Below are 19337 nucleotides of genomic sequence, written 5' to 3'. Positions count from 1 at the left end.
TTTTCTCCAGGCGTGCAAATTCGCACGGCGTCCGTGTGGGCCGTGTCCGGTATGTGGTGTTGGCTAGTTTTTAGGGTGTTTGGTCGTCGTAGGTGTAGACGCGCGAGTCGTAGTTGACTGCCTGCACCGACGCCCCATCGGTTCCGCTAGGGCTGATTGACGTGATCAGCGCTGGATAGCTCCAGCGGTTGACCGGACCGAACAGCAGGTGGGGCGGCTCGATGCTCCAAGACGTGTCGGGGACGAAGTCCAGCCCGCTGATTGACAGCCGATAGTCATCGATGCGCGTTGCGGCGTATGGGCCCGACAGCGTCCCATCTGGCCGGCGAATGCCAACCACATGCGAGCCGCCAGCTGACCAGTAGAACGGCTCGGACGACTCGATAATGCCGCTGTCGTAGCTCAGCATAAGCGCGCTCTGGCCGTAGCCTGGCACGTCGTCTTGTAGCGGTACGTAGCTGAGATAACGGCTGTTCAGTGCGTCCAGTTCAGTCGAGAACCGATAGCCCCAGCGGCGGTACTTCTGCTCCATCCTGCGGCGCATCCCAATGCGCCAAGCCTGAGTCTTGCCCGTCACGCCTTCGAGTTTCATTTTCTCGACGCGAACTCCAGCGTCACCAGGCAGGCGGCATTGAATGGTTTCCTTCTGCCAGGTGATGCCATCGAGGTATTCGACGTCAACGCCATCAAAGTCGTCCGGCTTCCGTGCACTGAACTGCCGAACCAGCGGCTCCTTTACGTTCTGGGGGGTGTAGGACTGCTCGAATGTAATTCGCGGCTCGTCGCGCACCGGCCTGATTCGGCCCCGGTCGATGGTCAGCGTGGCGAACCCGGCCTGCATGGCGTCGTTCAGGATCTGCTTGACGGTCATGCTGGACCCGGCCGCATAGTCGAAGTAATCGCCACGGCTTGCCCATATCGCTCCTAGCCGATCGAGTTCAGCCATGTCCAGATCATCATCGGAATAGCCAATGGAGCGGGCAACGTGCGCCACCCAAGGCACGATGTCACGCGTTGGCGTCTCGACGTCCCACGCACCGCCGCCAGTCCTGACGGGAAGGACTCTTGTAGCCTCAACGGATATCAGCTGCTCAGACTTCGACGACAGACGGTTTCCGCCGCGGATGCGGATGGCAATGGTCGTCACGCCTTCATACTGCTTCTTGATCGGCAAGTTTGCCCGAAGCCCGTACCACTGGACCTCGTCGGTGATGTTGACGTCCGTAGACGCGGCGCCGATTCGCCGCATGCGCACCTCGGCGCGAATTGGCGTGCTGAGCGTTACGCGCTCGGTAAACCCGATCTGGTCAAGCGTTTTCTGGCTGTACGTCTTCTGAACCGACTGCCAAACGCCGGCCGTCTCGATGTCGCGATATTGCAATTCAACAGTCACCGATCTGGCGATGTACTGCCCCTTGCTTCCTATATGAATGAGCCCGTTGGGGAACATGACGTCCCACTCGAGCTGCGTGGCTATTTCTCCAGAGGGGCTTGCAGCAAACGGACCACACCAATCGCCCTCTTGGGTCGATCCGTCAAGGCCGATCGTTGCAGCGGTGGATGAGAAAGCATTGAAGCCCGGCCAGGCAATCGGATCTGTTCCGCCAGTATCAGTGATGCGCTCAACCGAAATTGCTGAAGCACTGGCCGCTGTAAGACGGTAACGCAGGCCGGCATAGCCCAAGCTCAGAGAAGCGCTTCCAGCTGGAAAGCCAGTCGCAGGCGATCCGTTCGTATAGTTAAGCGTCATCTGATCATCAGAGCCGCTCGTGCCAGGCGTGAACGAGTTCACCACGAAGGTCCCCTCGAGCGACCCGGCCATTTCAAGCACCATTCCAGGGAACGGAGCGAGCCATGCAAGCTTTCCGCTCAAGATGTCATGCGATGCCCCTCCGTCAATGACGGTATAAGACTCAGGCGCAACTATCCGAACAATCATGCCTGCGGCCCAGCCATCCGGGAACGCTCCCGCTCCTGATGGGATGGTGACCGTGTTTCCGCTGAACAAGTAGGTGCTGGCAGTCGGCGACGGGCTCACCGCATAGGTTGCCTTCAGTTCAAGGCCTGCGGTTCCTGTGCTGCTCGATCCAACCTCTGGCGCAGAATGCCACCATACCGCAGCCGGCTCCGCAGACAAGTCCGCTCCCGGCTGATAGACAGTGAACGAAGCGTCAGAGCCCAGCGAAATAAGGGGTGTATCGCCGACCAGGACGCGGCTGGATGGGATCGAAAACTTTCCCTTACCTACGCAAAGGAGCATCTCCGCCCATTGCTCTTTTGGCGCAGCGAAATAGCGACGGAGCGGCAGCAAGTAGTCTGGGTAGATCTTGCAGCGCCCCGCCACCTCACGAATCACGGAGTTTGTTTTAACCTGGTTACCGCGTGCCGACACGGTGTCCAGATCGGCGCCCTTTTTGTTGTCGCGCTGTTTCGGCGTCTCCGGCATGAAGAACTGCATGATGCCGATCTTCGAATGCATCGCCGGGTTGAACAGCAGATTGAAGGTGTCGTTCTTCGGCTCCGGATAGATGTCGAGCGTGTCGCTTTCGCCAATCACGACGCGCGACCAGTCCTCGACCGCCATCAGATCACCGTTTAGGTGCGCGCTGATCGGTGGCGAGTCCATGCGCTTGTAGCTGCGAACGTTTGCAGACAGCCAGGCGTCGAGCGTGCAACCGTTGGCCTGATGCTGCTCAACGACTTCGCCGCCCAGCTTGCTCGAGTAGATCCGGATCATGTCTTGTCCCTGTAGTAGATGACGCGCAGGTATTGAGATTTGAAATCAGCCTCCCACTGCCAGCGCACCGGAAGACCGTCTCCGCGGATATCCAGCACCGCAAGACGCCCGTCGATCTCAACGACTACGCCTACATGGGTCACAAGGCGTCCGCGAAATACAGCAGCGACAGCGCCCACCTCTGGCGCACATTCCTCCAAATACTCAGAAGACACCGCCTCGTGCGCCCTGGCGAACTCGCGAGGCGCGGTGTTGCGCACGTGCCCCCAAGATGGCAGAAGAGGCTTGCCGTATACCTCGTGCCGCACGGTGCGAGCCAGTGACCAGCAGTCGTGCTCAACAACGCCGCCCAGGACCTCCCCTCGCGCCCCGTCCCGATAGCGGACGTCGCGATATGCGTCTAGCCAGCTCATAGGTATTTCAGCCCGGGTGCAAACTCGGTGGTGTAGAGATCTCTTGGCCAGGCGCTATTGATCAGGTCGTAGTAGCCGGCCTCGACCTGAACGGTTGACCCGTTGATTTCGCCGTCGAGCACGGTCATGCGATACGGCGCCTCTGCCGGGGCTGACTTATCGCTTGCCAGATAGCAGCGGTACGTCAGGATCATTCGCTCTTCAGCCTCAAGCGCTGCGTCAATGTTCTGCTGCGCCTCGCCGGTCACGTTGTCGATGGCAAAGGTGAGCGTCTGGCCGCCACTGGTTCCACGGTCCGGCAGCTCGACCGCAATACCAGAGCCGATGAAGGTAACGGCCCTGCCATCCTCGGTGATGCACGCCTGGTTATCGAACCCCTCACACAGCAGGATCGACTCTGCCCAGGCTGCGCAGGAAAGCTCAAGCGTGTTGATCAGCACGTCGCCGCCCGAGGCATAGACCTGTTCGAGCACGGTCATTCCGGCCATTCCTGATTAACAGATTCGTCGAACGCGCCCATGTAGGTCTGGTACTTCGATTCGGGCCACTCACGGTTTAGCGCAACGTCGAGGATGCTTTGCTGTGCAATGAATCCAGGGAAATTGCCCCAGCCGGGCGCAAGAATCGGACGCTCGCGCAGTTCCAACTGCGCCATGAATCGCCAGTGACTCACGCCGACCAGCGCCGGACCTTGGTAGATATCGCTGAAGCGCGCCACATAATTCTGAATGCCGCCCGTCGGCGTTTTCAGCGGGCACTCGAACCAATCCGACCCTGATTTCAGCGCGTCTTCGAACCAAGCCTCGAACAGCTGCGATTGGACGTCGCTGAGCAGCCAAGACACCGTTGCCATCGTCGGGACTGACGTGAATCGCCGGCGCTGCCGCGCGCGGCCGCTCTGCATCTCCGTGCGCTGCACGGGGCTGACGGCCTGAAAGGCGTAGCCCTCGCGCAACGGAAGCGGCAGATAATCGCGCGGATACTCAATCATCTGCCTACTCCCTCAATGCCGAACTTCTGGCTGATGGCCTGCTTAGTCGTGCCGTCGCTCATGATGTCCGCTCGAATGCGATCAAGGATGACGCGCAGCGTGTTGCCGTCCATCTCTGTCCTGGCAGTCATGGGCTCGCCGTTGTTGATGATTTGGATGCTTTGGCCTGTTCCGCTGTTGCCAGACTGTATATCGCTCAGCGTCTTATCGAGCTTGGCGCTGGTGTTGGCCGTGGTGACGCGCTCACCCTTTTCCAGCAGCCAGGTGCCGGTCTGCGGAATGGAGTCGATGCCTTCGTGCGCCATGCCCTGGATAGCCGCCACGTTTGCCATGCCGGCCGCAACAGCCGCGGCTGCAGCTGCCGCGCCCAACGCAGGCCCGACGTACGGTATCCCCGCCATCGCCGAGAACGCGCTTGTCGCGGATTCGTAGGTTTTGATGGTGGTCTGGACAATTGCTGCAGCCTTGGCGATGGCCTTGCCTTTTTTGCTGCCCGTTTCCTGAAGTTGGATCATGTTTCCCAGGAAGCTGTCGATAGAGCTGAGCGCGGCTAGCTGGCGGGCCTTTTCGATTCGGGCCATGCCGTCTTCGTGCTGCTGTTTGATCGCTAGCTCTTCCTCATCCCATGTCGCGGACAGGTCAGCACGCTCTTTGCGGAACTGATCCAGCATTTCAAGCTGCCGCTCATACCACTCTTCGAGCTTGGACTCGGCCTCATCGATGCGGTCTAGTTCGCCCAGCACGCCGCCGACCTCGGGCGCTATCCCGCCCATGTCGGGCGCTTCTTCTGTAGCTGCCCCTGCGATTCGGCCAGCTACCTTCATGCGATCGTCTGGCTCAATACCCTGCATCGCATCGAGAACAGCCAGGCGCTCCCGCATCTGGTCGGTTAGCTGCTCCTCCTCGGTACGAAGGCTGGCGACCAGTTCGGCATAAGCTTCCGTCTGCTCTTTCTGCTTTTCGTAAGCCGAGATGGTTTCGAGCGCGGCCCGAGCCTGCGCCATTTGCCCATCACTGGCCTTGGCTTGCTCCAGGTTGTATATGGCGAGCGCTTCGCTGCTCATGCCAATGGTGTCGGCCTGTTTCTGGAGGGCTTCGACCTGCCTGGTGATGGCAGAGGCTGCCTTTTCGGCTGCCTTAGCGGCTTCGTCTGAAGACGCACCATCAAGCCGCAGGCCCGAGCCGGGAGCAGGCTTGTCGCTCTCTATCTTCGGCTCTATGGGTAAAACGACTGGCTTGCCACGGCTCATTGCAGCTTCGACCGCACCGCGTAGCGTGGCAAGTTCGGCGTCCAGCTCCTCATCGTTGTAGTACTTAGCGATCCCGTCGCGCCCGAAGAACACCAGCCGATCCAAGGCGCCGGACGCCTTCATCTTCTCCAGGCGCTCAATCTCATCGTTCAGCCGAACGATGTCATCGGCGGCGATGCCGTTCATGAACGCAGCGGCAGACTCAGCAGCCCACTGAATGAACTGCACGGTATTCCGAGCGCCGTTGATGATGGTCGTGAACGAGCCGACTACCGCCTTGGCCATGTCGGCCGCAGCCTTTGCAGTCTCCGGCTTGCGCAGTTCACCGGTCAGCTCAAGCAACTCAGGCAGCAGCTCTGCCGCGATCTGCTGTCCTACTCCACCCGCCACTCGCCCGAGCAGGTCAAGATCGTCATTGAATTGCTTCGCGCCAGCGATTGTTTCATCGGAAAGGATCAGGCCGAGGCTTTGCGCCTCGTCTGCCAGGCCGCGCAGCTCTTTGCCGCCGTCGCGCAGTAGCGGCGCCAGAGACGACGCCTCATCGGCTATGGCCTCAAGAAAGAACGTCATTTGCTGCTGGTTGGCACCTGCCTTTTCCAGCGCATCAACATACAGGCCGAGCGCCTGCGGCCCGGACAGATCACGGAACTGCTCAGCGGTGACGCCGACTTTCGGTGCTACCTGCTCGAAGAAATCCTTTAGCTCACCGCCGCCCGTTGTGATGAACTCCCCAACCTTGTCGTTCACATCCTTGAGAATGTCCGACAGCTTGTCGTTCTCGATGCCTACGGTGCGGGCGCCAGCTGCGAACTTCTGGAACTCAGTGGTCGAAGTACCGGCAACCCTGGCAAGGTTCTGGATCTCGGCAGCGTTGTCGATACTGCTTTTAACCCACACAGCCATCGCGCCGACAGCCACTGCCGAAGCGGCGCCGATTGCTGCGCCAGCGGCAGCCGCGCTCTGTTCGACCTGCTTGCGCCACTTGGCTGAACTGCGCTCAGCCTTGTCCATGCCCTGAACGAACCCGCCCACTTTCGCAACGAGATCGAGCGTCAACGTGCCCAGTGATTTGCTGGCCATTTACTTTCCTCTGGGCATGAAAAAGCCCGCACTTGGCGGGCTCCTTTATCTTGGCTTAGTTCTTTATACAGTTGAGATAAACGTCATTCTGGAAATCTTCAATTTCGCGCTGCCTCATTTCAGGTGTGCTGTACCGAGGTTTCTCATAGGCCGCGATGGTTAGTCCACGTAACATGTCACCTAGATCACCTTCCGACGGTACTTCCATCATCTTCGCCATGGAAACTCCAGCCTGCCGCGTCTTCATAATCTCTGAAGCCACTTCAGAAATTTGAGCGCACTGCGCCGTTCGTTTCTGGTCCGCTGACACTCCAGCGCTCGCAAGCAGAGCTATCGCTCCCGCAACAATTGCCTTACGCATGATTACCCCTCCCTAAGAAGATGAGAGATTACCAAAACGCCATTACCAAAACCCAGCGCTAGGCCCGGCGGCAATGCAAACAATTTGTAGGTCACGCGAGTCACACCCAACTTTGCAGATCCTCCAGCGTCAGCACTGGTTGATCGTGATAAGGCGCAAACTCATGCAGCTGATAGCCGCCGTTCTTCGACTTGCTGTTGGCATAGAGCGCTGCCAGGAGAGCTGAGCCGCGCTCTATGCGCATCCCGAGGTTGAGCGATCCGCGCTTTTGCCGGTACTTCATCCAGGTCAGGAACTCGCTGTGATTCAGATTGGCCTGAGCCTCAGCGATGGTTCTGCCCCCGATGCCGTTCATGACAAGCTCGCAGAACACTTCCTCTTCGTCGGTCAGCTCGGCGTCTTTCCCAATCCGTTGACCTCACCAATTACGGCGAGCAGCGCCATGGTTAGGTTGCCATCGAGCGGGCCGCGATCAGGATCGGCCTCGCCGGTGATATCAGCTGCGGTGAACACGGGCTTGCCTTCCGGATCGCAGATGCACGCAGCGATACGGCCAGCGACACCGTCACTCTTGCCCGTCAGCGCGGCCAGATCGGCACGAGCGGACAGGTAGGACAGCGGGCGCACGTAGACGGTAGCCGTGAGCACCTCCTCGCTCTGTTTCCAGGTGATTTCGCGCTCGACCGGTGCGCCGGTAAAGGCGCCCATTTGCTTGAGGGAATCAATGCTCAGCTGCATGACTTATACCTTAGGGATCAGAACGCCAGCGCCGGAGCGCTGAATGGCGACTGCAGATGTGACGACAGTGTTCGCAGCGAAGTCGAACGGGACGTCCGACAGGTAGCCTTCGAAGGTGAACCAGGTGCGGGTGGATGGCAGCTCGAAGTCGTCACCCTCTACGTTCAGCGTCGGCAGCGCCGAGGGAGTGCCGTCCACGGCCTTCGGGCCGTCCGACCAGCCGAGCGCCCATTTCACTGTAGGCGACGGGTCTTGCTGGCTCAGCTCGAACAGGCGCACATGGCTCGGCTCGCTGGGGTCGAAGTTGACAGCCAGCGAGGCACTGGCCGGCGTGCGCAGACCCGGCATGTAGGACCGGCTGGTTTCTCCTAGGCAGGTGGTCTCGATCTGGTCGGCGGGGTTGCCGCCGGGCGTGAATGCCGTCGCGCATGCGATCTCGAGCACTTCAAGCACCCCGGGGTTTGCGGCGCTGGGCACAAGTGCGAAGACCTGGCTGCCCTGGCTGAGTATGGCCATTTGATTCTCCTGCGGGTTTTGTGAGGTACAAAAAACCCGCACTTGGCGGGTTGTTGGGTTGCTTCGATTTACCTATGCGCGTGCCAGTCGACGTCGAACGACAGGCGATAGCGGCCGGTGGCCGGGTCCTTGCGCTCACCACCCCAGCGGGTGATGTTGGCGTGCAGCTCGATGGCGTCACGCAGCGCAGCGCCGGCGTGACGGACGCTGTCAGCGGAATCGCCGTACACGTCCACCTGCAGCGAGAAGAGGTCGATATCGGGGCGGCAGGCCAGATAGTTCGCGGGCGCACCGCCGATGGCCTGCCACACGGCATACGGATAGATGACGCCCTCGGGCGCCTCACCGAATGGGTAGAGGCGCGTTGGTCCAGCGCCCAGCACTGCCTGCACCGCAGTCGAGGCCGCAGCAGTTTTGAATATTGGCGGGTACATGGTTACCCCTTGGCGGCTTTCTTGGCGGCGCGCTTGATCGCCCGATCGAGCGCTTTTTCGTATTCGGTAACGAATATGCTGGTTGCTGCGGCGATGTTGTCGGCCAGGGCGCTGCGCATGAAGGGCTGCGCCTGCATCTTCTCGGTACCGAACTCCAGCAGCCGCCAGTGCGGCGTTGGGGCGTTGGTAGAGGTGTCGCCACCATTCTTCAGCACGGCACCGTGAAGAACACCGATGCGAAAGCCCAGGTCGCCATTGCGCTTGAACTGACGACCGTTCCAGCGCAGTGCAATGTTGTCGGCAATGCTCCGGCCCGTGGCCTGGTCATCAACGCGCAGGGCGCCCTCCTTCGCCTTCTCGGCGATCAGCTGCGCAGCCTTGCGCAGGGCGAATCGACCCCCCTTCGACTTGACGTCCTGCTTAACCGAATCGAGCTTGCCGAGCAGGCTATCGATGCCGATCAGGCTGAATTCAATGGCCTCAGCCATCCTTCACCCCTTCGCTGACAGGCAGCGTCAAGTATTCACGGCCGATGACCGGATCAGGCAGCACGCCCTGAATGGAGTAGACCTTTCCTCGATACAGCGCGCGCATGGTCGGCAGCACTCCTTCGCGGTAACGGATAACGATGCGCGCAGTGACTTCGGACTGAGCAGCCTGAGCGGCGATGAAGTCGCGGGCGCTCAGCGGCTCGATGCTCGCGAAGAGCTTCTTGCCGGGGGCCGGCCAATCCTGCCAGACCAACACCACGGCACCCGTTTCCGGGTCTTGCGCCTGCACCTGCTGCTGGAACTGGATACGGTGCCGAAGTTTGCCGGCCTGCATCAATCACCCACCCGAATGGGCTTGCCACTCAAGTCCCGGCCATGAGGCGCTTCATCGTCCGGCAGGTACTCTCCATCACCTTCAACGACGATGCTCACCAGCGCCATGTTGCTGTCGGCCAGGCGGTTGATCGCCTCGGACTGGTTCTCCAGGGCGGTGATCAGTCGTTCCAATGAGTCGTTCACGGGCAATCCTCATCCATTTTGCTATTCGTTCACGCCGTGCGGCGCATGCGGCGCAGGCCATCAAAAGCGCTTCCTGTACCAGAGCAGCCGCTCGAACGCCAACGGCACCGAGGTGGCAAGCGGGCCGATGACGACCGCCTCGCGGTTGGCGTACCAGTGGGCGACTAGCAGCAGGACGGCCTGCCAGACATCCGGGGTCAGTTCCATCTGCTCGGGCGTCAGGTCGACGCCCGGGGTGGCCACCACCAGGGTGCGGTCACAGTGCTGTTCGACATGGGCCAACGCCGCTTCGACGTAGCCCTTGAGCAGCTCGTCCTCTTCGTCCGTATCGATGCGCACCTGGAGCTTGAGCTTGTCGAGCAATTCAGGCTGCGCGGCCCAGTCGATGATCATCAGGCTTCACCACCCGCTTCGGTGTTCGCCGGATCGGCAGCGTCGTTGCCTTCACTTTGCGCAACGTCAGCCGGGGCGGTGTTGCTCTCCGGTGCTGCGCCCGCGCCTTCAGACGTCGGAACCAGTTGCGTTTGCAGCGGCTCGACCGGCTTGGTTTCCTTTGGCGCGGCGGGTTTGTTGGTGCGCTGCGCCGTGGGCTTTGGCTTGGCCGGGGCCTCGTCAACTGCCGGCTGCGCCAGGCCTTTGCCGATCAGGGTGTGGGCGTATTCGTCGTCGACATCGTCGAACACCTGTCCGGCAACTACTTTGGCCGAGGCCACGCCCAGCAGGCGGGCGTTACCGATGAAGCCCCACTTGGCTTTGATTTTCATATCTGCTCCAGAAACGACGAGGCCGGCGATGTGCCGGCCTCATGTGTGCCTATGGGGTAGTTCAGGCGGCGGTCGGGAACTGGCCCTTGACCAGCGCCTCGCGACGGCGCACGCCAAGTCCCAGACGCTCTTCCACGAGCAGAGCGCGCTCGTTCTTGATGAACTGATCGTTGATCAGGCCCATCTTGAACAGGAACGACATGCGGTCGAAGAGGATCGCGGCGCGCGCGAAGTTGGCGACCAGGAACTCGCCGCCGGTGGTTGCATCACCCTCGTCCATGCTGTCGGAGGTGATGACCGGGCGGCCCCAAAGCACAGGCGTGACCAGGCCCTGCAGGTTGGCGAAGAGGTAGCGATTCTGCCCGTCCTTCTCCAGCTCGATGTTCATCCAGTCCAGCTCGGTCATGACCAGGCCGTCGGCCGATAGCTTGGACTGCTTGCGCACCTGGTAGATGCCGCGACGCAGGATGTCGATGGCGGTGTCGCTGGCCTTGGTCAGCGTGGCATCGTAGGTGGTGGCTTGGGTCATAAGACCGTTCAGGTTCTCCCCGGTGCCGTCGCCCTTCAGGATCTGCGCTTCTTCCTCGAGCTTGAGGTCGTAACGCAGCAGCTCCTGGATGTAGCCGAACAGCTGGGGGACGTCGTCCAGCGCTTCGTCTGTGACTGGCATCCAGACGGCAATCTTCTTGATGCGGTCGGTGACCGTCTCGAAGGTCACGTTGCTGGTAGGCTTCAGCGCGCCCTCGGCGACGGTACCGGCACCGCGGGTGTGCAGCAGTTCCTTGAAGTAGCTGTAGCTCTGGCCGCCGACCGGAATGGCGGTGAGCAGGTCCCGGATGCGCAGCTCCTGACGGATGCCGGGCTGGATGGTGGGGTCGTAGTTCGGTACCACGAGCCCGGCGCTGGTGGCCTTGGTTTCCTTCATGGTGGCCAGGTCGGACTTGGTCACTTCGATCTGGGCGAGGCCGGTCTTCTGGCGATCTTTGTAGCTGTCGTCGCCCTTGACCATGTCGATGAACGACTTGCCTTCGCCCGGCTGGCCGCGCAGACGGACACCCTTCTGCTCGAGATCCTGCACCTGGTCGATGACCTTCTGCAGCTCGCCCTTCTGGGTTTCGATCTGCTTTTTCAGGTCGCCGGTAACGGCATTGCCTTTCTCGACCTCGGCGATCGCCGCGTCGTACTTTTTCTGAAGGCCATCGAAACCGCTCTTCAGCTGCAGTTCGAGGGATTCTTTCAGTTCTTTGATTTCTGCTGGCATGGTTATGCTCCGAAATGGTGGATGAACAGGTTGGAAATGCTTTTCAGCTCATCCACGATCGCCGTGGCCTCGCTGCCGCCGTCACGGCGGAGCGCGGGGTAGCCGAGCGAAGCGACTGCGGCCGCTTCCTTTTGCGAGAGCCCCATGCGTTCGCGCAGGGCGTTCTCGAATAGCCGGATGTCCGACTTGACGCTAAGCACCTGGGCTTCGGGGTTCATGCCGAAGGGCACGAACGACGCCTCCCAGAGTTCAGCGGATTTGATGACGCGTACGCTGCGGCCGGCGCGCTGCTGGTAGTCCGCCTCCAGCGTGTTGAAGCCGATGGACATGCTGTCCAGCGAGCCGTCCTTCATCAGCTCGTAGGCGTCGCGCGCGTAGCTGACCGCGAGATTGACGCGCCCCTTGAGGTAGAGGCCATGCTCGTCCTGGCTGAACTCAGAGGTGCCGACCAGCCGGGTCAGGTCGTGATACAAAGCGAGCTTCAGACGACCGTTGCGCGCGGTTTTGACGCTGGTGAATGCACCCTTGAGGATGACGTCATCGCCCAGGTCGACGTTGTCGAATACCGCGGCGTAACCCTCGAAGTTTCCCGCCTCGTCGGCGGCTTTCACCTCGAACGGGCAATCAAGTTTGCTGAGCATTGGTCTGCATCTCCCATCGGGTGACCCGGTTGTACTCGTCGCCATCGAGCGGCGGCTCGTTCTCTTTGGCACGCACCTGGTTGATCGAAAGCCAACCCGAGCCGCCCGAGCCCCCGAGCGCTGCGGTGTAATAGGCGGCGCGACCGGCGCTATCCGCGCGCAGCAGGCCTTCCACGACGAACTCGACAAAGCGTCCGGAGGAGCGAAAGAGCTTGTCGTTGAACTCGTCCTCGACTACGTCGATGTAGGGCTTCAAGCCAAAGGTGACGAAGCCGATCAGCTGCTGTTCGAGGTTGGAGCCCATGATTGAGGTCTTGCCGGCACGGTTGGCGAGCCAGAGCGGCACGCCGTAGATGCCGGCGAGCGCCTCTTCCTGGAACTGCTGGGATTCGATGAACTGGGCGTCCTTCTGGCTGAGCCCGGCCGGCACGATCGTGGGGTTGCCCTGCAGGATGGCCATCTTGCCGATGTCATCGGCATCGCCCTCACGCACGTCCGGAAACTTGGCGAGGATCTGCTTTTGCTGCGCATCGGTTAGGAACTGCTCGTAGATGACGTAGCCACCGGTGAAGCCGCCCTTCCGCATGAAGCGCGATGACCACTGCTGCCCCGCCTTGGCCAGGCCCATGGTTTCGGCCTGGTACTCGATGGGCGACATCCCGACGAGGCCATCCAGGCTGAATATCTTGAAGTGCAGCATGTTCTCCGGTGACACCGGGAATCGGGCGCCGTCCTTGGGCTGCACCCAATAGAGCAGGTCCTCGTCGGTGTCGATGGTGACCGAGTCGATGCCCAACGGGACGAGTCCGATTGGTTCACCGTTGCGGTTGCGTTCGATCAGCGCGAACGCATTGCCACGCAACGCCATGTTCACGACGACGAACTTGAGAAAGTTCAGCATCGTCATGTATGGGTTGGGCTTACGCAGCAGCTTCTGGGCCCGGTCGGTACCGGCAACCAGCCTGCGCGCGCCGTCCGTATCCTCGTACAGCTTGAGCGGCAAGCCGCTCAGCGACTCAGAGAGAATCTTCACGCACGACCAGACCATGCTGATCGACAATGCGACCGTGGTTGTTATGCGCACGCCGGCCTTGGTTCGCTTGCCGCCGACCTCCAGGTCCACTTCGACGTAGTCGCCGGTGGCTGGATCGGAATAGCCGAACATCCGCCAGGTGCGCGGGTTGTACCAACGAAAGGTCATGGTCAGCCTATGAGTCCGAAGAATCCGTTGTTGAGATAGTCGTCCATACCGCCCAGCGCTGGCGGGTTGGCCGCCATCAGCGAGACCGCGTTGAACAGGGCCATGAGCGGGTCGATCTTCGCGGTGCCGCTGGCCTGCTTGGTGATCAGGATGGAGTTCGCCCGGGGCTCGACCTTGGCGTTGCCGCAACACCAGTCCATGAGCGGCTGAGCAGCGTGTTGCAGCCCGCCTTCGGCGAGCTTGCGCTCGGTGGTCTTGATCGCCCCGCCCATACGCCAGCCCTGGCTAACGCCAACGACCTTTTCCGGATCAATGCCCATGCCGACCAACGCTTCGAGAATGGCGCCGATGCCGGCCGGGTCGAGTCCTGCCTCGTGCAGAAGCCCGGCCTGGTCTATGTGGAACACGATGGAGGCGACCTCGGCGACGTCTTCGCCGATGTGCTCGACCAACACCAGATCACCCGACTTAGCGAAGTCGAGCAGGCGCGGAGCGATCTCCTTGCGCCGCTGCAGCACTGACGGGTGCGCCCATGCCCGGCACCAGGCGAGCCAGCGCCGGGACTCTCGTTCACGCCCCACTACGGCCAGGCCAAGCAGGTCGTCGAGCCCGCCGCCGTCGATGCCGACCGTGACCACCTCGCAGCGCTCAAGGATGCTGTCCAAGGTGATGCCCGGGCGGGCCATTGCCTCCCAGTATTCGGCACCGGCCCAGTTGTCCGAGCGCAGCGCGAGGCCGATCTCGACGTTCAGGTGCTTGGCGAGGAACTGCTGAAAGCTGCCGTCGGTGTTCTGCTGGTTACGACGCAGCTGGTCTTCGAGCCACTCCCGGCTCACCGAACGCCCGAGGTTTGGGTTGGTGATGTGGAAGTATTCGGGCTGCAGGTAGGCCTTGCTGGCCAGCAGCTCAGGCGGAAACTCGTAGAGGATGCCCAGCGAGCGTGGGTCGTGAATCTTTCCGTCACGCACGCCGCGGTGATAGAGCAGCTTCTCCCGGAACACCCCGGCGGGCGGCTCGTCGCTCTGGGTGGTGAGGAAGATCACCCAACCTTCGGGGCGCGACACCTGCCCGCCCAGCGCCTCCATCAGCATGGCCGATGCGTTGGCCTTCTTGCCCAGCAGCCAGAGTTCGTCGACCAGAATGCGACCGGCTTTCTTGCCGGACACGGTGTCGGTATCCGCCGCGACGACCTTCAGGCTCGCCTTCGTCACCCGGTGGGTGATGGTGCGCACGTGGTCCTGGACGTGGAACAGTGCGCCCAGCTCGGGGTCGGCGCGGATCATGCCGGCGGCGGGCTTGAAGCTGTTGTCCGCGACTTCCTTCGTCGGCGCCAGGATCAGGTGCTCTTCGTCCTCACGCCAGCAGAGGATGACGGCGGTGATCATGATACCCGCGGCGACGGTGGACTTCGTGTTCTTCTTGCTGATCAGCATCATGTATTCGCGGATCAGCTGTTGCCCGGTCTCGGCATCGTAGGCACCGAACACGGCAGCCACGAAGTCGAACACCCACTGGTCACTGCACTCACCGAAGGTGGGCTTGCCGGGTAGGTCGACTACGCGCAATTCTTTGAAGATGCTCAGCGCCTGCTCGGCCTGGGCCGGGTAGATCGGCGCCGGGATGATGCTTTGCCCGGCCACGAGCCGATCTGCCCAGTCAGGGCATGCAGTCTGCCATTGCATGTCAGTTCACCAGTTTGAGCTGCCTCGACGGCGGTGCGGCAGGAGCAAAGCGACCGGTCGCAATCGACTCAGCGGCGTTCGCCTGCTGCTCTTTCTTGCCGGCCTCACCGCGTTTCTGATGCTCGAAGGGCAGCAGCGCGACGGCCGCTTGGATGCGTGTCTTCGGGTCCAGGCGGCGGTCGTTCATGGCGTGACGGAGTAAGTCTTTGGGATCCTCGAAGAATTCGTCGCCGAGCTGTACGTCAGGCGGCAGCGCATCGCGGCCCACTTCCGGCTTCGCCTCCGACTCAAGGTGCTTTAGGCGCGCCAGGTGGGCCAGCACGTTGGGGTGCCTCTCCAGCCGGGACCCGGCCTGCGATGCGGATCTGGCGGGGCAGCCGGCCGCCAATGCGGAGTCCCGGATGGATGCACCTGACATCCGGGACTCAGCATATTTGCGCTGCTGTTCAGTTAACGCCATGCCTTAACCAAATCCGTTAAAGGGGATTAATTTCGCGCGTGGGAGGGGGCGAGGTTTCCGCTGGCGGCGAGCCCCATATTTTGACCCGCCCCCGGTCAGCGCATGCCCTGCAGGTCGGCCTCGGTCTTGCGGCGGTGACAGCCGATCTGGCTGCCGTCCGGGCTGTCCACGCAGAGGATCTGGCAGTTCGCCTCGACGTCCTCACCACCCATGCCCAGCGCCACCTTGTGGTCGAGCTCGAACCCACCGGGAAACACCACCCAACGCCGGCACTCAGCACAATGCGGGTCGGCCAGCCACATCTCCAATCGCCTCGACTGCAAACGCCGTCCAGTGATTCGCCGATCAGCCACCACGCGCGCCGTTGGCCCGCTCGGCTTCGCCATCTTCAGGCCAGACCCGCGCATCTTCAGCCTGGGCTTACTCATCGCGTGTTCCCCGGCGCTGACGGGTTGCGGTATGGCGGCCGCCGTGAGCGCCGCTCCTGCTGCCGCCGCTCCACACCATCCCAGCCACCCGGGCGGAACGCACCGGCCAAATTACCGCCGCTCTGCCACACCGCCCAGGCGAATACCGCCAGCAGTACCACCAGCGGCCAAGCCATGACGGGCACACGCAGCTCGCCGGTCAGGATGTAGATCACCGCAGCACCCGCGCAGCCCATAACCAACATAGCCACGCACGACACACCGCGCCGAAACCGCGCAGCGCCGCGCCGATACGTGAATAGCCGCAGGAACACCACGGCACAGATAAGGAACGTCGCCTGAGTCAGCAAAGCACTAACCATCTGTGCCTCCATCATCGATTGCTGGCAGACCGCGCCGACGAATCGCGGCCAATGCGACCGTCACGACCAGCACGGCGGCACCGAACGCGGCCGGGCCCGGGTAGGCAAACGGGCGCAAACCCCAAAACTCCGCCTCGACAATGGCCGGGGCGAACTGGTAGCCCATCACGCCAGACACCAGGAAGAACAGCAGCCGCTTCCAGATTGGCAGGTCGTGCGTCGTTGTTACGTACACCAGCGCGCCCAACAGCGCACCGACCGCCGCGTCACCGTTCACGCCAGCCATGAACCCAGCCAGCCCAGCGCCAGCGGCACCGGCCACAACAACGCCAGCCGCGCTCGTTGGCTCGCCCATGACAACCTCCAGCCGGAAAAAACAAAGCCCCGCACGATGGCGGGGCTTTGAGGGGTGACCGGCGGGGGAACCGGCCTGTGCCTGACACAGCAAGTAAGGCTCGTTTCGGTCATCGCCTTGGCGCTGCTCTGACCTGTTATGCGCTTTGTACCCCCCGACTGCGGAGGCGTAAACAGCGAATTAACGCCACTGGCGAATGTCGGCTTAATCCTGCCTGAATCCTGTCTCTATACCGGGCGAACACCAGCCGGCCATTTACGCGACGTAACGCCCCCGATGCACCCGCTGCATCCGCTCCCGAGCCTCCAGCTCAGCCTTGACCAGCTTGTGCAGCTGCTGGACCCGCTCGTGGTAGGTCCGCTCCGACCCTATGCGCACGCGCCGCATCTGCTGCGCCACGGTCGGGATCGGGTCAGGCAGATAGCGCACCATCGCCAGCTTGACCAACTGCGTCTCCAGGCAGAACGGCGGCCGCCCTTTGTTGCCCGCGAGCCGCCACGCCTTCGCCAGCTTGCGATCCTCCGCCAAGCCTTTCTGCTTGATGCTGCCGATTGCCGCGTCGACCTCCTCTGCCGCCCGATCCTCAGCCCCAGCCAGGCCCATCGTTCCACGGCTACCAGTAGGGATCATCCCGCCGTACTGCATCGCCACCGCCAGCGGCGACGAGCCGCCCGCACCGGGCCCACCCAGGCCGCCGCGGCAGCGCTCACCCCAATGCACCATCAACGCTTCGACAGCCTCAATCATGGCGTTTCCCCCCCGCCGAACCGAACCCAACACAAAAACCCCAACCCGACACAAACCCAACACAGCTAAAACCCTTATAAATCAATGCTTTCAAGGCGTCTGTGTTGAGTGTGTTGGGTTTGTTGGGTTTTTCAGCCCTCGCATAGAGAATATTTACCTCCCCGTCAGAAGGAACAACCGAAACGGCAACGCATGCGCGCGCGCGTAGCCAAACCCAACACACCCCACACAGCACCTGCAAAGCCCCGCCGTTGGCGGCCTCGTCCTGTGTTGGGTTCGCAAAACCAACCCGACACAACCCAACACAACCCAACACACTTACGGTCGTAGTCATGCTGCAGCCGCCTTCAGGTGATCCCACCCGTCCACGTCCCAGCCCGCCTTGCGTGCCTTCCCGCGCCACTCCGCCACGTGCTGGCCAAGCGCAGCTGCGTTCACAGATGGGGGCAGGGAAGAGTCCGGGTCATCCGGAAAGAAGAACGCACCAAAGCGCCGGTTCGTCCCATCCGTCCAGGGGATCGACCGCGTCTTCTCCACCTCGGCACTGATGAACAGGCTGAACTTCGTCTGGCTCATCGCGTGCTCTTTGTTGCGCTGGCACCACTCGAGGAACATGGCATACAGGTCCGTCGACAGGCAGGCACCCCAAAGCCCCACGCCCAGCTCGCCGATCCGCCACTGATGCAGGAACGTCTGCCAGCCAGCACGCGACAGCGCCACCAGGCGTTGCCGGGCATCGGTACGCGGGGGCCGGGTGCGCTGATCGAAGTCGCCCAAGTCCAGCGACAGCAGCCAGGCATAGAGCGCCGCCACGCCATCGCCCCGCAACTCGGCACCGATTGCCTTCTGGCGTTCCTCCGGAAGCGTCTCATGCGGCCAGATCACCAGCAGCCGCCGGTCGCTGTCGCTGATCGGCCACGGCAAGATCTCGTTGGACAGGAACACGGCGTTCATATGGTTCGCCTCCTCCCAGCCGTTGATGAACTTCGACTCCATCCGCACCGTCTTGCCGGTGATCAGATGCTTGATCTTGCCCACCTGGTTGTAACGCTGGTCGCGCGAGACGACTTCCTCGAACACCGCCCACAACTTGCGGGACTGCCACGCGTTGAAGTTCGATTCGAGCTGCGTCTGCCCCACCGTCGCCGCATACTGCCCGTACAGCGCGCCCATCGTGTCGGCAAAGAACAGGCTCTTACCCGAACCTTCCATCACCGAGTGCATCAGCACCGCCGTGTCCATCTTCGCGCCCAGATGCTGCAGCGGGAACGCCAGCCACTTCATCAGCCAGTCGCGCGCCGCTTCCTCGTGGTTGCACAGAAAGGAGATCAGCCAGCGCAGGTTCGCGCACGCCTCATCATTGCGCACCGGCTCCAGCGGCAGGCCCTCGAAGGTGTTGATGTACACCGCCGGGTCCTTCGTCATCGTCGGGTCGAAGACGATATGGTCCACGTCCACCGTCCGCCGCTCGGCACTGTTCAGCCACAGCGCGTACGCATCGCCCAGCGCCATCTTCACGGCACCTTCCGGAATGCGCCGCTTCTTCTCGCGGTCCCACACATCCTTCGTCCCGTCGATGTACACATAGCGTTCGGTCGGCGGCATGCCCAACGCACCGGCCTTCTTGCCGGCCATCCGCCGTGCCTGCTCGATCTCCCGTACCGCATCGGCGCCGATCAGCTTCTTCGCCGTATCGTCCAACCAGCCCTTGGCGAGCGGCTTGCCCACCAGCGCCTCGAAGGCCGACTTCTTCATCACCGCCTTCTTATCCTGGTCCCAGACGTGCGTCGTGCCTTCCACCAGCGCGAAACGCCGCAGCACCTGCTCGGCCGAGAGCCCCGCCCCCTGCCCCCCGGTATCGGAGGAGCTGGCCGGCGCGGCGGCTTCGGCCTCGGATGGGGCCGGG

Annotated in this window: 25 protein-coding genes and 1 pseudogene; all 26 read right to left on the bottom strand. The window is 62.1% G+C overall.

Annotated features, from left to right (window positions below):
- Positions 1-70: 70 nt before the first annotated feature.
- Entirely contained in the window at positions 71-2737 is a 2667-nt protein-coding gene (locus KVO92_RS16485) for a host specificity factor TipJ family phage tail protein (RefSeq protein WP_217476622.1), read from the bottom strand.
- Positions 2734-3150 (bottom strand): hypothetical protein, encoded by a 417-nt coding sequence (locus KVO92_RS16480; RefSeq protein ID WP_217476621.1) that lies wholly within the window; start codon positions 3148-3150, stop codon positions 2734-2736. Before KVO92_RS16480 ends, KVO92_RS16485 begins: the two co-directional genes overlap by 4 nt.
- Positions 3147-3629 (bottom strand): DUF1833 family protein, encoded by a 483-nt coding sequence (locus KVO92_RS16475; protein ID WP_217476620.1) that lies wholly within the window; start codon positions 3627-3629, stop codon positions 3147-3149. Before KVO92_RS16475 ends, KVO92_RS16480 begins: the two co-directional genes overlap by 4 nt.
- Positions 3626-4141, bottom strand: coding sequence for a hypothetical protein (locus KVO92_RS16470; RefSeq protein ID WP_217476619.1), 516 nt, complete (start codon positions 4139-4141; stop codon positions 3626-3628). Before KVO92_RS16470 ends, KVO92_RS16475 begins: the two co-directional genes overlap by 4 nt.
- Positions 4138-6471: a phage tail tape measure protein gene (locus KVO92_RS16465; RefSeq protein ID WP_217476618.1), complete on the bottom strand. Its 2334-nt coding sequence runs from the start codon at positions 6469-6471 to the stop codon at positions 4138-4140. Before KVO92_RS16465 ends, KVO92_RS16470 begins: the two co-directional genes overlap by 4 nt.
- Before the next feature lie 55 nt (positions 6472-6526).
- Positions 6527-6832, bottom strand: coding sequence for a hypothetical protein (locus KVO92_RS16460; RefSeq protein ID WP_217476617.1), 306 nt, complete (start codon positions 6830-6832; stop codon positions 6527-6529).
- A 100-nt stretch (positions 6833-6932) separates the two neighbouring features.
- Positions 6933-7187: a DUF3102 domain-containing protein gene (locus KVO92_RS16455; RefSeq protein ID WP_217476616.1), complete on the bottom strand. Its 255-nt coding sequence runs from the start codon at positions 7185-7187 to the stop codon at positions 6933-6935.
- 32 nt (positions 7188-7219) lie between these two features.
- Complete coding sequence (locus tag KVO92_RS16450) at positions 7220-7570, bottom strand: phage tail assembly chaperone family protein, TAC (protein ID WP_217476615.1); 351 nt, start codon at positions 7568-7570, stop codon at positions 7220-7222.
- Positions 7571-7573: 3 nt separating this feature from the next.
- Complete coding sequence (locus tag KVO92_RS16445; RefSeq protein WP_217476614.1) at positions 7574-8086, bottom strand: phage tail tube protein; 513 nt, start codon at positions 8084-8086, stop codon at positions 7574-7576.
- Between the two features lie 68 nt (positions 8087-8154).
- On the bottom strand, positions 8155-8520 hold the full coding sequence (gene gp17, locus KVO92_RS16440) for a tail completion protein gp17 (RefSeq protein ID WP_217476613.1): 366 nt from the start codon (positions 8518-8520) through the stop codon (positions 8155-8157).
- Positions 8521-8522: 2 nt separating this feature from the next.
- Entirely contained in the window at positions 8523-9008 is a 486-nt protein-coding gene (locus tag KVO92_RS16435) for an HK97-gp10 family putative phage morphogenesis protein (RefSeq protein WP_217476612.1), read from the bottom strand.
- On the bottom strand, positions 9001-9345 hold the full coding sequence (locus KVO92_RS16430) for a phage head closure protein (protein ID WP_217476611.1): 345 nt from the start codon (positions 9343-9345) through the stop codon (positions 9001-9003). Before KVO92_RS16430 ends, KVO92_RS16435 begins: the two co-directional genes overlap by 8 nt.
- Positions 9345-9530 (bottom strand): hypothetical protein, encoded by a 186-nt coding sequence (locus tag KVO92_RS16425; RefSeq protein WP_217476610.1) that lies wholly within the window; start codon positions 9528-9530, stop codon positions 9345-9347. Before KVO92_RS16425 ends, KVO92_RS16430 begins: the two co-directional genes overlap by 1 nt.
- Positions 9531-9590: 60 nt before the next feature.
- Positions 9591-9923 (bottom strand): head-tail connector protein, encoded by a 333-nt coding sequence (locus KVO92_RS16420; RefSeq protein ID WP_217476609.1) that lies wholly within the window; start codon positions 9921-9923, stop codon positions 9591-9593.
- Positions 9923-10294: a DUF7302 family protein gene (locus KVO92_RS16415; RefSeq protein ID WP_217477317.1), complete on the bottom strand. Its 372-nt coding sequence runs from the start codon at positions 10292-10294 to the stop codon at positions 9923-9925. The genes KVO92_RS16420 and KVO92_RS16415 overlap by 1 nt, the downstream gene beginning before the upstream one ends.
- A gap of 61 nt (positions 10295-10355) precedes the next feature.
- Positions 10356-11555, bottom strand: a complete 1200-nt coding sequence (locus KVO92_RS16410) for a phage major capsid protein (protein ID WP_217476608.1) — start codon at positions 11553-11555, stop codon at positions 10356-10358.
- Positions 11556-11557: 2 nt separating this feature from the next.
- Positions 11558-12196 carry an HK97 family phage prohead protease gene (locus tag KVO92_RS16405; protein ID WP_217476607.1) on the bottom strand — a complete coding sequence of 213 codons (639 nt, stop codon included), beginning with the start codon at positions 12194-12196 and terminating at the stop codon, positions 11558-11560.
- Entirely contained in the window at positions 12180-13397 is a 1218-nt protein-coding gene (locus KVO92_RS16400) for a phage portal protein (protein ID WP_217476606.1), read from the bottom strand. Before KVO92_RS16400 ends, KVO92_RS16405 begins: the two co-directional genes overlap by 17 nt.
- A 2-nt stretch (positions 13398-13399) precedes the next feature.
- Positions 13400-15079: a terminase large subunit gene (locus tag KVO92_RS16395; protein ID WP_217476605.1), complete on the bottom strand. Its 1680-nt coding sequence runs from the start codon at positions 15077-15079 to the stop codon at positions 13400-13402.
- Between the two features lies 1 nt (position 15080).
- The gene (locus KVO92_RS16390) at positions 15081-15539 is read right to left on the bottom strand and encodes a terminase small subunit (protein WP_217476604.1); all 459 of its coding nucleotides are present in this window, start codon (positions 15537-15539) and stop codon (positions 15081-15083) included.
- A gap of 95 nt (positions 15540-15634) precedes the next feature.
- Positions 15635-15967, bottom strand: a complete 333-nt coding sequence (locus tag KVO92_RS16385; RefSeq protein ID WP_217476603.1) for an HNH endonuclease signature motif containing protein — start codon at positions 15965-15967, stop codon at positions 15635-15637.
- Positions 15964-16329, bottom strand: coding sequence for a phage holin family protein (locus KVO92_RS16380; protein ID WP_217476602.1), 366 nt, complete (start codon positions 16327-16329; stop codon positions 15964-15966). Before KVO92_RS16380 ends, KVO92_RS16385 begins: the two co-directional genes overlap by 4 nt.
- The gene (locus KVO92_RS16375; RefSeq protein WP_217476601.1) at positions 16322-16684 is read right to left on the bottom strand and encodes a putative holin; all 363 of its coding nucleotides are present in this window, start codon (positions 16682-16684) and stop codon (positions 16322-16324) included. Before KVO92_RS16375 ends, KVO92_RS16380 begins: the two co-directional genes overlap by 8 nt.
- Before the next feature lie 255 nt (positions 16685-16939).
- Positions 16940-17431 (bottom strand): hypothetical protein, encoded by a 492-nt coding sequence (locus tag KVO92_RS16370; RefSeq protein WP_217476600.1) that lies wholly within the window; start codon positions 17429-17431, stop codon positions 16940-16942.
- Complete coding sequence (locus tag KVO92_RS16365; protein WP_217476599.1) at positions 17424-17765, bottom strand: hypothetical protein; 342 nt, start codon at positions 17763-17765, stop codon at positions 17424-17426. Before KVO92_RS16365 ends, KVO92_RS16370 begins: the two co-directional genes overlap by 8 nt.
- Positions 17762-19297, bottom strand: a pseudogene (locus tag KVO92_RS16360) (primase-helicase family protein); the annotation flags it as partial. The gene KVO92_RS16365 and the pseudogene KVO92_RS16360, both read right to left, overlap by 4 nt.
- Positions 19298-19337 lie beyond the last annotated feature (40 nt).

The organism is Stutzerimonas stutzeri, from assembly GCF_019090095.1.
GTDB lineage: Bacteria > Pseudomonadota > Gammaproteobacteria > Pseudomonadales > Pseudomonadaceae > Stutzerimonas > Stutzerimonas stutzeri_AN.
The sequence above is the reverse complement of the archived record's forward strand: the minus strand, read 5'-3'. Positions and strand labels throughout refer to the sequence as shown.